11 protein-coding genes are annotated in these 12242 nt (G+C 70.8%); 2 read left to right on the top strand and 9 right to left on the bottom strand.

Translation table 11 applies throughout. The features are described 5' to 3' along the window. Positions 1 to 96: 96 nt before the first annotated feature. From ACZ5GP_RS07065 to ACZ5GP_RS07095, 7 genes are all read right to left on the bottom strand, one after another. Positions 97 to 1269, bottom strand: coding sequence for an aldose epimerase family protein (locus ACZ5GP_RS07065; protein WP_468749814.1), 1173 nt, complete (start codon positions 1267 to 1269; stop codon positions 97 to 99). Between the two features lie 38 nt (positions 1270 to 1307). Next, positions 1308 to 2540, bottom strand: coding sequence for a multiple monosaccharide ABC transporter permease (gene mmsB / locus ACZ5GP_RS07070; RefSeq protein WP_468749815.1), 1233 nt, complete (start codon positions 2538 to 2540; stop codon positions 1308 to 1310). Between the two features lie 8 nt (positions 2541 to 2548). Next, entirely contained in the window at positions 2549 to 4120 is a 1572-nt protein-coding gene (mmsA, locus tag ACZ5GP_RS07075; RefSeq protein WP_468749816.1) for a multiple monosaccharide ABC transporter ATP-binding protein, read from the bottom strand. Continuing rightward, positions 4117 to 5229, bottom strand: a complete 1113-nt coding sequence (gene chvE / locus ACZ5GP_RS07080; RefSeq protein WP_468749817.1) for a multiple monosaccharide ABC transporter substrate-binding protein — start codon at positions 5227 to 5229, stop codon at positions 4117 to 4119. The genes mmsA and chvE overlap by 4 nt, the downstream gene beginning before the upstream one ends. 3 nt (positions 5230 to 5232) lie before the next feature. Next, positions 5233 to 6201: a hypothetical protein gene (locus ACZ5GP_RS07085; RefSeq protein WP_358581717.1), complete on the bottom strand. Its 969-nt coding sequence runs from the start codon at positions 6199 to 6201 to the stop codon at positions 5233 to 5235. 145 nt (positions 6202 to 6346) lie between these two features. Next, entirely contained in the window at positions 6347 to 7360 is a 1014-nt protein-coding gene (locus ACZ5GP_RS07090; RefSeq protein ID WP_468749818.1) for a zinc-dependent alcohol dehydrogenase, read from the bottom strand. Beyond that, the gene (locus ACZ5GP_RS07095) at positions 7357 to 8523 is read right to left on the bottom strand and encodes a mandelate racemase/muconate lactonizing enzyme family protein (protein WP_468749819.1); all 1167 of its coding nucleotides are present in this window, start codon (positions 8521 to 8523) and stop codon (positions 7357 to 7359) included. The genes ACZ5GP_RS07090 and ACZ5GP_RS07095 overlap by 4 nt, the downstream gene beginning before the upstream one ends. A 229-nt stretch (positions 8524 to 8752) precedes the next feature. On the opposite strand from ACZ5GP_RS07095, the gene ACZ5GP_RS07100 reads away from it, so the two are divergent. Next, positions 8753 to 9523: an IclR family transcriptional regulator gene (locus tag ACZ5GP_RS07100; protein WP_468749820.1), complete on the top strand. Its 771-nt coding sequence runs from the start codon at positions 8753 to 8755 to the stop codon at positions 9521 to 9523. After that, the gene (locus ACZ5GP_RS07105) at positions 9520 to 10380 is read left to right on the top strand and encodes an SMP-30/gluconolactonase/LRE family protein (protein WP_468749821.1); all 861 of its coding nucleotides are present in this window, start codon (positions 9520 to 9522) and stop codon (positions 10378 to 10380) included. The genes ACZ5GP_RS07100 and ACZ5GP_RS07105 overlap by 4 nt, the downstream gene beginning before the upstream one ends. A 16-nt stretch (positions 10381 to 10396) precedes the next feature. On the opposite strand, the gene ACZ5GP_RS07110 is transcribed toward ACZ5GP_RS07105, so the two are convergent. Both ACZ5GP_RS07110 and ACZ5GP_RS07115 read right to left on the bottom strand, forming a co-directional pair. Beyond that, positions 10397 to 11392, bottom strand: coding sequence for an ABC transporter substrate-binding protein (locus ACZ5GP_RS07110; protein WP_468749822.1), 996 nt, complete (start codon positions 11390 to 11392; stop codon positions 10397 to 10399). Positions 11393 to 11468: 76 nt separating this feature from the next. Then, complete coding sequence (locus tag ACZ5GP_RS07115; protein ID WP_468749823.1) at positions 11469 to 12242, bottom strand: ABC transporter ATP-binding protein; 774 nt, start codon at positions 12240 to 12242, stop codon at positions 11469 to 11471.

Raw genomic sequence — 12242 nt, forward strand, 5'->3', positions numbered from 1 at the left:
TACGTCCACCCCCCCCCCCCCCCCCCCCCCCCCCCCCCCCCCCCCCCCCCCCCCCCCCCGCTCCCCCCCCCCCCCCCCCCCCCCCCACGACCCGGCTCAGCGGGCCGAGAAGCTGTGCACGGTGCTCGTCGCGTAGGTCTCGCCCGGGCGCAGTACCGTCGAGGGGAACGACGGCTGGTTCGGGGAGTCGGGGAAGTGCTGGGTCTCCAGGCAGAGGCCGTCGCCCTGGCGGTAGGTGCGGCCCGAGGGGCCGGTCAGGGTGCCGTCCAGGAAGTTGCCGGAGTAGAACTGCACGCCCGGCTCCGTCGTCGCGATCTTCATCGTGCGCCCCGACTCCGGGTCCCGCAGCGTCGCGAAGTGCTCGGGGCGGCGGGTGATGCCCTTGTCGAGGACCCAGTTGTGGTCGTAGCCCTTGGCGGTCACCAGCTGGGGGTGCGCGACGCGGATGTCCTCGCCGACCGTCTTGGCCCGCCGGAAGTCGAAGGGCGTGCCGGTCACCTTCGCCAGCTCGCCCGTCGGGATCAGTCCGGCGTCGGTCGGCGTGAACCGGCCCGCCTTCAGGGTCAGTTCATGGCCGTAGATGTCGCCGCTGCCCTCGCCGGCGAGGTTGTAGTACGTGTGGTTGGTGAGGTTGACGACGGTCGCCTTGTCGGTCCTCGCCGCGTAGTCGATCCGCCAGTCGCCGCGCGCGGTGAGGGTGTACGTCACCTTCACCCGCAGCGTGCCGGGATAGCCCATCTCGCCGTCGGCGCTCACATACCGCAGGACCAGGCCGACACCGGTGGAGTCGGTGAACGGCTCCACGTCCCACACCCGGGTGTTGAAGCCCTTGGCGCCGCCGTGCAGGCTGTTCTCCCCGTCGTTGACGGACAGCTGGTGGGCCCTGCCGTCCAGGGTGAAGCGGCCGCGGGCGATGCGGTTGCCGTAGCGGCCGATCAGCGCGCCGAAGAACGTCGTCCCCGCCACGTACGCGTCGAGCGAGTCGTAGCCGAGGGAGACGTTGCGGTAGCGGCCGTGCCGGTCCGGCAGCTCCAGGGACTGCACGATGCCCCCGTAGGAGAGGACCTTCAGCCGCGTCCCGCCGTTCGCCAGCGACCAGCGGTGGACCTTCGTGCCGTCGGCCAGGGTGCCGAACAGCTCCTTCTCGGGCTTCGCGAAGTGCACGGACCCGCCGCCTTCCGTGGCGTAGGAGGTCGAGCTGCCGGTGACGGCGGCGGTGAGGCCCGCCGCGGCGGCGGTGGTCAGGACGGTACGTCTGCTCGTTTCCATGTGCGGCTCCAGATGGACTAGTTGGGAGAGGGCTTCGGTCAGCGACCGACCTTGCGCTTGTTCCACACGTCGAAGCCGACGGCGGCCAGCAGCACCAGCCCCTTGATGACCTGCTGGTAGTCCGTGCCGATGCCGACCAGCGACATGCCGTTGTTGAGCACGCCGAGCACCAGGCCGCCGATGACGGCGCCCATGACCGTGCCGACACCGCCGCTCATCGAGGCGCCGCCGATGAACGAGGCGGCGATCGCCTCCAGTTCGAAGTTCAGGCCGGCCTGCGGGGTGCCCGCGTTGAGGCGGGCCGCGTACACGCAGCCGGCCAGCGCCGCGAGGACGCCCATGTTGACGAAGACCAGGAACGTGACGCGCTTGTCCTTGACCCCGGAGAGCGTCGCGGCGGCCTTGTTCCCGCCGAGCGCGTACACATGGCGGCCCACCACGGCGTTGCGCATCACGTACCCGAGGGTGATGAGCAGCCCGCACATGATCAGCATGACGACCGGCACACCGTGGAAGCTGGCCAGCGTCAGCGTGAACGCCACCACCGCCGCGGTCATCGCCACACACTTGGCCACCCACAGCCCCGTCGGCAGCACCTCCAGGTCGAACGCCGACTGCCGCCTGCGGTCCCGGATCTCACGCAGCAGCAAGAAGGCGACGGTGGCGAGACCGAGGAGCAGCGTCGGGTTGTGGTACTGCGTGTACGGGCCCATCTCCGGGATGAAGCCCTTGGCGATGTTCTGGAAACCGTCGGGGAAGGGGGCCAGCGACTGGCCCTCCAGGACGATCTGCGTCAGACCGCGGAAGAGCAGCATGCCGGCCAGCGTCACGATGAACGACGGGATGCCGACGTACGCGATGAAGAAGCCCTGCCAGGCGCCCGCGACCGCGCCGATCAGCAGCGACAGGACCAGGGCGAGCACCCACGGCATGTCGTGCTTGACCATCATCACGGCCGACATGGCACCGACGAACGCCACCAGCGAGCCGACGGACAGGTCGATGTGCCCGGCGATGATGACGATCATCATGCCGATGGCCAGGATGAGGATGTAGCCGTTCTGCTGGATCAGGTTGGAGACGTTGTTCGGCAGCAGCAGCGTGCCGTCGGTCCAGATCTGGAACAGCACGACGATGAACGCCAGCGCGATCAGCATGCCGTACTGGCGCATGTTGGAGCGCATGCTCTCGATCAGCAGCGCACCGGCCGAGCGCACGGCCGGCGCCGGCGCGGGGGACGAGTCCCGTGGGGGAGTGGTCGTGGTGGTCATGGCGGCCCTCAGCTCTTGCTTCTGGTCTTGGTCATATGGCGCATCAGGACTTCCTGGGTGGCCTCCGCGCGCGTGACCTCGCCGGTCAGGCGGCCCTCGGCCATCGTGTAGATCCGGTCGCACATCCCGAGCAGCTCCGGCAGCTCCGAGGAGATGAACAGGACCGCCTTGCCCTGGGCCGCCAGCTCGTCGATGACGGTGTAGATCTCGAACTTGGCGCCCACGTCGATGCCGCGCGTCGGCTCGTCGAGGATCAGGACCTCGGGGTCGGCGTGGATCCACTTGCTCAGGACGACCTTCTGCTGGTTGCCGCCGGAGAGCCGGCCCACCTGCTCGAACACGGTGGGCGTCTTGATGTTCATCGAGGTGCGGTAGCGCTCCGCGACCTGCCGTTCGTGATGTTCGTCGACGAAACCGCCGAAGCCGCGCTTGCACATACCGGGCAGCGACGCCAGCGACACATTGCGGTTGATGTTGTCGATGAGGTTCAGGCCGTAGCGCTTGCGGTCCTCGGTGACGTACGCGATGCCGGCGTCGACCGCCGCCGACACCGTCCGGGTCACCACCGGGCGGCCGTTGACCGCCACCTTCCCGGCGACGTACTGCCCGTAGGAGCGCCCGAAGACGGACATCGCCAGCTCGGTGCGGCCCGCGCCCATCAGGCCCGCGATGCCGACGATCTCGCCGCGCCGCACCGTCAGCGACACGTCGTCCACGACCGTGCGCTGATGGTCGACCGGATGGCGTACCGTCCAGCCCTCGACGGACAGGGCGAGCTCGCCCGCGTCCGCGCCCTCGTAGGGCGTGCGGTCGGGGAAGCGGTGGTCGAGGTCGCGGCCCACCATGCCCCGGATGATGCGGTCCTCCGACACCTGGGGCTCGTGCAGCGGGCTCTGCCGCACCGGGAGGGACTCGATGGTCCGCCCGTCGCGCAGGATCGTCACGGTGTCGGTGATCTGCCGGATCTCGTTGAGCTTGTGGGAGATGATGATGCTGGCGATGCCCTGCTCGCGCAGTTCCACGATCAGGTCGAGGAGTTTCGCGCTGTCCTCGTCGTTGAGCGCGGCCGTCGGCTCGTCCAGGATCAACAGCTTCACCTCCTTGGACAGGGCCTTGGCGATCTCCACCAGCTGTTGCTTGCCGACCCCGATGTCCGACACCGGCGTCTGCGGGTTCTCCCGCAGCCCCACCCTTTTCAGCAGCGCGTTCGCCCGGCGCAGGGTGTCGTTCCAGTCGATGAATCCGCGTCGGGCCTGTTCGTTGCCGAGGAAGATGTTCTCGGCGATCGACAGGTAGGGGACCAGGGCCAGTTCCTGGTGGATGATGACGATGCCGTGGCGCTCGCTGGCCCGGATGTCCTTGAAGGCCATCGACCGGCCCTCGAAGAGGATCTCGCCGTCGTAGGTGCCGTGCGGGTAGACGCCGCTGAGCACCTTCATCAGCGTCGACTTGCCGGCGCCGTTCTCCCCGCAGATCGCGTGGATCTCCCCGGGCCGCACGGTCAGACGCACGTCGGAGAGCGCCTTGACGCCGGGGAACGTCTTGGTGATGCCGCGCATCTCCAGGAGCGGCGCGCTCACCTGAGCTGCCCCGCCTTGAAGTATCCCTCATCGACAAGCAGTTGCGTGTTGGACTTGTCGACGCTCACAGGCTTCAGGAGGAAGGCCGGCACGGTCTTCTCCCCGTTGTTGTAGTCCTTGGTGTTGTTGACCTGGACCTTCTTGTGGGTGAGGACCGCGTCGCCCATCTTCACCGTCTGCGCGGCCAGCTTCCGCGTGTCCTTGAAGACCGTCTGCGTCTGCTCGCCCCGGATGATGGACTTCACCGACGCCAGCTCGGCGTCCTGGCCGGTGATCACCGGCAGCGGCTCGCTCTTCGTCCCGTACCCCGCGCTCTTGAGCGCCGAGATGATGCCGATGGACATCCCGTCGTACGGCGAGAGGACCGCGTCCACCCGCTTGTCGCCGTAGCTCTTGCTGATCAGGTCGTCCATGCGCTTCTGCGCGGTGCCGCCGTCCCACTTGAGCGTCGTCGCCTGGTTCAGCCGCGTCTGCTTGCTGCGGACGACCAACTGGCCGCTGTCGAAGTACGGCTTCAGCACCTTCATGGCGCCGTTCCAGAAGTACTTGGTGTTGTTGTCGTCGGGGTCGCCCGCGAACAGCTCCACGGAACGCGCCTCGCCCGCGTTCTTGTCGGGCTTGCCGAGCTTCAGCTTGTCGACGAGGTACTGCCCCTGGAGGCGCCCCACGCGCTCGTTGTCGAACGAGGCGTAGTAGTCCACGTTCTTCGTGCCGAGGATGAGCCGGTCGTACGAGATCACCGGGATACCCGCCTCGTGGGCCCGCTGCAGCACGTCCGTCAGCGCGGAGCCGTTGATGGCGGCGACCACGAGCAGCCGGTGCCCCTTCGTGATCATGTTCTCGATCTGGGCGACCTGGTTCTCCACCTTGTCGTCGCCGTACTGCAGGTCGGTCTCGTAGCCGGCCTTCTTGAACTGCGTCGCCATGTTGCTGCCGTCGGCTATCCACCGCTCGGAGGACTTGGTCGGCATGGCGAGGCCGATCGTGCCGCCCTTGCCGGTGTCCGGCTTGTAGCGGCTGCCGCCCTTGGCCTCCTGGCCGCAGGCGGACAGCGAGAGGGCGAGCAGCGCGGTCGTGACGGCGACGGCGCCGAGAGTGCGGGTGCGCATGGGTCAGTCCCCTTCCGGGACGGCGAAGCGGCGCAGCTCACCCGGCAGCCGCGAGCCGAGCGGCGACATGCCGCCGTCCGCGCCGTGCCGGGCCAGCAGGTCCAGCGCGAGACGGCCCCGCCTGACCCGTTCCCGGGCCGTGGCGTGGGCGTGCTCGCGCAGGTGGGCGCCGTAGGGGTAGATGCCGGTGGCCTTGGCCAGGCCGAACTTCACGTACAGCGGGGCGCCGCGCCGGATCAGCTCGGCGACCTCGTACATCCGGATGTAGCCGCCGAGGTCGTCCGGGGCCTCGACGTACATGTCCATCGGCGCCCGGCTCACCCGGCGGATCTCCGTGAGGTGGGCGGGCGTCAGGTCCGAGGGCACATTGAGGGAGTCGGCGCCGAGCCGCTCGTACACCGCGTACGAGGCCGGGTTGACCGGGCCGGTCAGCGCGGACAGCTTGAAGGTGGTGTCCGCGGGGAGCACCCCGGTGGCGCGCAGCCTGTGCAGCGTCCACAGGACGCCCTCGTCGGCGACGAGCAGGCACTTCACACCGAGCCCGGTGGCGCGCACCGCGTCCTCCACGCAGCCCGCGAGCGCGTCGTGGCCTCGGGCCCGCAGCCCGGCGCCGCCGGAGTCGGTGCGGGTGGAGCCACCGATGTCCCAGGTGCCGCGGGGGCCGGTGAACAGGCACAGCTCGATGTCGCGCGCGGCGCAGCCGTCCACCATCTCGGTGATCTCGGCGTCGGTGAGCATCCACACGCCGCTGCCCTGGCTGATCCGGTGCACGGGCACGTCGAGGCGGGCGCTCTCCTTGAGGACCACGGCGAGCGCTTCGGGTCCCTCGACGGAGGGGATCTCGGTGCGCCAGGTGCCGCCGTCGGGGAACGTGTGCGGGGAGGCGTCGGCCGGATCGGGGGCGGGCACGGGGTACCCGATCCGGGCGAGCGGTTCGGCGCCGGGGCGCCGGGGGGCTGACGGGGCGGTCACGGTACGGGGCTCCAATACGTGAAGGAAGGCGCCCCGGAAGGGGCGTGGGACTCGGACCTGTGCGGCTTCGCCGCGTGGGCGCGGCCGGCCGGGGCGCGGCGCGGCCGCGTGCGGCCCGCGGGGAGAGGCCCCCCGCGGGGAGGGGTCAGGGGAGCAGGAGCACCTTTCCGACCTCGGGATCACCGGCGCCCACCAGGGCGACGGCCTCCCCGAAACGCTCCAGGGGAAACGTGTGCGTGACGAGCGGCGCGGGATCCAGCAGTCCGAGCCCGAACGCCCGCACCGCGTCCGACCAGGCGGAGGACGGCGCCCCGAACACGGAGCGCACCTCCAGCTGACTCAGCGACAGATGGACGGGGTCGATGCCGACGGCCCCCTGGGTGAACATCCCGGTGAGCACCACCCGGCCGCCCCTGCGGGCGAGCAGGCAGGAGGAGGCGGCGGTGGTCGCCGCGCCCGCCGTCTCCACGACCAGGTCGAAGGAGCCGCCCGCGGACTCGGCGTCGGCGGGGGAGAGCGCCGCGCTCGCCCCGAAGTCCAGCGCGAGCCGGCCGCGCGCCGCGCGGGGATCAACGACGGCCAGCTCGGCGGGACGGGACGCGGACAGCAGCTGGACCGCGAGCAGCCCGAGGGTGCCGGCGCCGACCACCGCGACCCGCTCACCGGGCCGGGGGCGGCCGGTCCGCACCGCGGCGGCGATCACCGCGGACGGTTCGAGCAGCGCGGCGGCGCGCAGGTCCGCGTCGTCCGCCAGCGGGTGCAGCAGGCGGGCCGGCACGGTCAGGTGGTCGGCGAAGGCGCCGGGCTCGGTGAACCCGGTCTCGGCGTATCCGCCGGTGCACAGGCTGGTCTCCCCGCACCGGCAGCGCTCGCAGACGCCGCAGGAGCGGAACCCCTCGGCGACGGTCCTGCGGCCGACGAGCGCGGGGTCGACGCCCTCGCCCACCGCCGTGACGGTCCCGGCCCACTCGTGGCCCGGCGTCACGGGGTAGCGGACGTAGGCGGCGTCGCGATGACCGTCGTACACCTCGCGGTCGCTCATGCAGATCCCCGCGGCGCCCACGCGGACGAGCACCTCGCCGGGGCCCGGCACGGGGGGCTCGCCGGTGACCAGCCGGTGCTCGCCCGGCCGGTCGACGACGACGGCGCGGCTGCTCAACTCGCCGTCCCGCCGGGCGAACGCTTCTCCCAGCCCTCGGCCCACAGGTCGAACCGGGCCTGCTGCTGGGGGAACTCGGCGGCGGCGTCGACGTCCAGCTCGACGCCGAGGCCCGGCGCGTGCGACAGCTCGAAGCAGCCCGTCTCCGGGTCGACCTGGGGGGCTCCCTTGACGACCTTCTTGATGTCCGCGTCCGCGAAGTCGTTGAAGTGTTCGAGGATCTTGAAGTTCGGTGCCGTGAAGCCGACCTGGAGCGAGGCGGCGGTCAGCACGGGCCCGCCCACGTTGTGCGGGGCGACCAGCATGTAGTGGGTCTCGGCGGTGGCCGCGAGCTTGCGGGTCTCCCAGATGCCGCCGATGTGGCCGACGTCGGGCTGGAGGATGTCGGCGGCCTGGCTCTCGAACAGCTCCCGGAACTCGATGCGGTCGTGGATGCGCTCGCCGGTCGCCACCGGCATGTCCACCTTCGCGGCGACCTTCGCCAGGGCCTTGAGGTTCTCCGGCGGGACCGGCTCCTCCAGCCAGGCGGGCCGGAAGGGGGCGAGGTCGCGGGCGAGCCGGATCGCGGTCGCGGGCGAGAAGCGGCCGTGCATCTCCAGCATCAGTTCGGCGTCGGGCCCGATCGCGTCGCGCACGGCCTCGATCAGCGAGACGGCGTACTGGCTCTGTTCGTAATCCAGCTCGTAGTGGCCCGTGCCGAACGGGTCGATCTTCAGGGCGCGGTAGCCGCGCTCCATGACCCCCTGGGCGGCCTTGTGGTAGGCCTCGGGGGTGCGCTCGGTGGTGTACCAGCCGTTGGCGTACGCCTTGACGCGGTCGGTGACCTTTCCGCCGAGCAGCTGCCAGACGGGGACGCCGAGGGCCTTGCCCTTGATGTCCCAGCAGGCCATCTCGATGACCGCGATGCCCGACATCACGATCTCGCCGGCCCGGCCGTAGTCGCCGTACTTCATCCGTCGGACGAGGTCCTCGACCGCGAACGGGTCGGACCCCGAGATGTGGTTGGCCTCCGCCTCGCGGAGGTAGCCGAGGAGCGCGTCGGTGTGCCCGAGCATGCGCGTCTCGCCGATGCCGGTCAGACCTTCGTCGGTGTGCACCTGGACGTAGGTGAGGTTACGCCAGGGCGTTCCGACCACATGCGTGCTGATTCCCGTGATGCGCAAGGCAGTTGTCCCTTGACTTGTTCGATATTTCGTCACACGTTCGAAATGCTGGCGTGACGTTATTCACGGTGGCCGGAAGGTGTCAATGGTTCGCGCGAAATGGTCTTGAGGAAGGTCCGGCGGCGGCCATTGCGCCGCGAACACCCACCTGCCTAACCTGTGTTCGTCATACCGATCAGCGGCCGAGGTTTCGGACGCGGGGGTTCGGACGCGAAGGGTGGGAGACCTCATGGGACGACTCGTTCCCGCGGTGACCAGGTCGCTGGACATACTGGAGCTGTTCCTGGAGGGGGACGGGACGTTCTCCGCGCCCGAGGTGACCCGCAGGCTGCAACTGCCGCGCACCACGGTGCACGAACTGCTCACCACCCTCGCGGCCCGCTCGTACCTGGTGCAGCTCCCGGACCAGCCCGGACGCTACCGCCTGGGCGTACGCACCTACCAGCTCGGCAGCCGCTACGCCGAGCAGCTGGACCTCGCGGCCGAGGGGCAGCAGGTGGCCCGCGAGGTCGCCGAGACCTGCGACGAGACCGTCCACGTCGCGATCCTGGAGGACACCGACGTCATCTACATCGCCAAGGTCGACTCCACGCACGCCGTGCGCATGGTCTCCGCGGCGGGCCGCCGGCTCCCGGCGCATTGCACCTCCGTCGGCAAGATGCTGCTCGCCTCACTACCGCAGACCGAACTCGAAACCCGCCTGCGCGGCCGGGAGTTCACCGCCATGACCCCCGACAGCATCACCGACCCGGACGAGCTGGTCACCGCGCTCACCGCGATCCGCGAGCGGGGCATCGCCGTCGAGCACCGCGAGTCCAACCCCGACGTGAGCTGCGTGGCCGCCCCGGTGCGGGACGGCGCGGGCCGCGTCGTGGCCGCCCTGTCCATCTCCGTGCCGATGATCCGCTGGAGCGAGGAACGCGAACGGGAGCTGGCCGAACTGGCCGCCAAGGGTGCCGGCGACCTGTCCGTGCGCCTCGGCCACCGGGGCGCGCGATGAGGACCGGCTACGAGGTGGCCGTGCGCGAGCAGGCCCTGCTCGGCGAGGGCCCCACCTGGGACGCGGCCACGGAGCGGCTCGTCTGGGTCGACATCCTCGCCTCCCGCGTCCACACGTACGCCCCCGGCGACGGCCGCCGCACGGTGCTGGCCACCGAACAGCACGTCGGCGCCGCGAAGCCCCGCGCGGGCGGCGGTCTGGTCGTCAACCTCCGCGACGGCATCGGCCTGTACGGGCCGGCCGGGTCCTCCTTCACCTGGCTGGTGCGCGACCCGGTGCCGGGCCGCCGCGGCAACGACGCGGCCGTGGCGCCCGACGGCGCGCTCTGGGCGGGCACCATGCGCTACGACGAGGCGCCGGGCGGCGGCGGCCTGATCCGCGTCGCCCCCGACGGCACGGTCACCGAGCAGCGGGAAGCGCTCGGTGACGTGGCCGTCAGCAACGGCACGGGCTGGAGCCCCGACGGGCGGCTCATGTACTACGCCGACAGCCCCACGCGCCGGGTCGACGTCCTCGATTTCGACGGGCGCCACGCGCACGGCAGGCGCCCCTTCGCGGTCATCGAGGACGGCGCGGGCGACCCCGACGGGCTCACCGTGGACGCGGACGGCTGCGTCTGGGTCGCCCTCTGGAACGGCGGGGCCGTCCGCCGCTACACCCCCGACGGCCGGCTCGACCGCACCGTCCGCCTCCCCGTGCCGCGCCCCACCGCCTGCGCGTTCGGCGGCCCCGGCCTGCGGGACCTGTACATCACCACGGCCCGCGTCGGCCTGCAGCGGCCGCACCCGCTGGCGGGGTCGGTGCTGGTGCTGCCGGACGCGGGGCAGGGGATGCCGGGCACGGCGTTCGCGGGCTGAGGAGGCGAGGGCGGGGTCAGCGCTTCAGCTCCCGCAGGTACCTGCCGAACTTCTCCAGGCCGTCGATGTCGCGCGGCCCGCTGATGCCCTCGTTGTAGTCGAGGACGAAGAAGTTGTTCTTCTTCACGGCGGGCAGCTCCCTGGTGTGCGGGGACTTCCTCAGGAACTCGATCTTCTGCTTCGCCGGCTGGTCGCCGTAGTCGAAGACGATGACGACCTCGGGCTCCGCCCGGGTCACCGCCTCCCAGTTGACCTGGGTCCAGCGCTCGTCGAGCTTGTCGAAGATGTTCCGGCCGCCCGCGGTCTTGATGATGTCGTTCGGCGGGACCTGGCTGCCCGCCGTGAAGGGTTGATCGGTCCCCGAGTCGTAGAGGAAGACCGGCACCGGATCGCCGCCGGGCGCCCTCTTCTTGACGGCCGCCACCCGCTTCTTCAGGTCTCCGACGACCTGGTCGGCCTTCTTCTCGACGCGGAAGATCTTCCCCAGCCGCTCCAGGTCGCTGTAGAGCGCGTGGAACGGGGTCACCCGCTGCGGGTACTTCGGATAGTTGAAGCAGCTCTCGGTGTGCATGAAACTCTGGACGCCGAGCTTGTCGAGGATCTCCGGGGTGATGCCGCGCTGGTCGCTGAAGCCGGAGTTCCAGCCCGCGACGACCAGATCCGCCTTGGCCCGCACGACCACCTCCTTGTTGAGCAGGTCGTCGCTGAGCATCTTCACCTTGGCGTACTCCGACGCCCAGGGCGACTCGCTCACCGGCGGATTGGCGGGCGGCATCACATACCCGTGGACGTGTTCGGTCAGGCCGAGGCTGAACAGCTTGTCGGCGCTGCCGCCCTCGTACGCCACGGCACACCGGGGCACCTTGTACGGGACGGACTCGCCGCATCTCTTGACGGTGACCGTCTCGGACGCCTTGGCGTCGCCGTCCGTCTCGACCTCGGCGCCGCAGCCGCTCAGCAGCAGCGTGGCCGCGAGCACGGACGTCAGGGCGATGGACCGGGTGGGAAGCATGGGGTGTTGCTACCTTTCGGACATATTCGGGCGAATTCTGGCGTATTCGAGCAGATTGGAACAGAGGGGGTCGGGGTCATGGGGAGGGGTGGAGCGCGTAGAGCAGTTGCGGGTCACCCGTCAGCGGATGGGCCACGACGCTGGCCCGCACGCCGAACACCTCGGCGACCAGCGCCTCGGTGAGGACCTCGGCGGGTGTCCCGGCGGCGACCAGGCGGCCGTGGCGGAGCACGCCGATCCGGTCGCAGGCGGCGGCCGCGAGGTTCAGGTCGTGCAGCACGACCAGGACGGTGGGGCCCGCGCCCCGCAGATGCGAGAGGACCTCGATCTGGTGGCGTACGTCGAGATGGTTGGTCGGCTCGTCGAGGACCAGCACGCGCGGCTCCTGGACGAGGGCGCGGGCGAGCAGGACGCGCTGGCGCTCCCCGCCGGACAGGGTGAGGACGCCCCGCCGGGCGAGGTGCCGGATGTCGAGCCGCTCCATGGCCCGCTCGCACAGCTCCCGCTCCCGCGCGCCGAGCGCCTGGTTGCCGCGCAGGTGCGGGGCCCGGCCGAGGGCGACGACCTCCTCGACGGTGAAGTCCAGGTCCACGGCGCCGTCCTGCGTCATGGCGGCGACGAGCTGCGCGCTGCGGCGCATCGGCAGGCGGGAGATGTCGTCCCCGCCCACGCGGACGGTGCCGGCGACCGGGCGCAGCGCGCGGTAGACGCAGCGCAGCACGGTCGACTTCCCGCTGCCGTTGGGACCGACGAGGCCGACGACCTCGCCGCTGCCCACATCGAGCGACAGCTCGCGTACGAGGCTCGTGCCGTCGATGTCGACACCGAGCCCCTCGATCCGCAGATCCAT

Source organism: Streptomyces sp. NPDC031466 (genome assembly GCF_055581265.1).

Coding starts and splice junctions, on each gene's coding strand:
- ACZ5GP_RS07065 (WP_468749814.1), bottom strand. CDS start 1,269: ATGGAAACGAGCAGACGTACCGTCCTGACCACCGCCGCCGCGGCGGGC.
- mmsB (WP_468749815.1), bottom strand. CDS start 2,540: ATGACCACCACGACCACTCCCCCACGGGACTCGTCCCCCGCGCCGGCG.
- chvE (WP_468749817.1), bottom strand. CDS start 5,229: ATGCGCACCCGCACTCTCGGCGCCGTCGCCGTCACGACCGCGCTGCTC.
- ACZ5GP_RS07100 (WP_468749820.1), top strand. CDS start 8,753: ATGGGACGACTCGTTCCCGCGGTGACCAGGTCGCTGGACATACTGGAG.
- ACZ5GP_RS07105 (WP_468749821.1), top strand. CDS start 9,520: ATGAGGACCGGCTACGAGGTGGCCGTGCGCGAGCAGGCCCTGCTCGGC.
- ACZ5GP_RS07110 (WP_468749822.1), bottom strand. CDS start 11,392: ATGCTTCCCACCCGGTCCATCGCCCTGACGTCCGTGCTCGCGGCCACG.
- ACZ5GP_RS07115 (WP_468749823.1), bottom strand. CDS start 12,242: ATGGATCTGCGGATCGAGGGGCTCGGTGTCGACATCGACGGCACGAGC.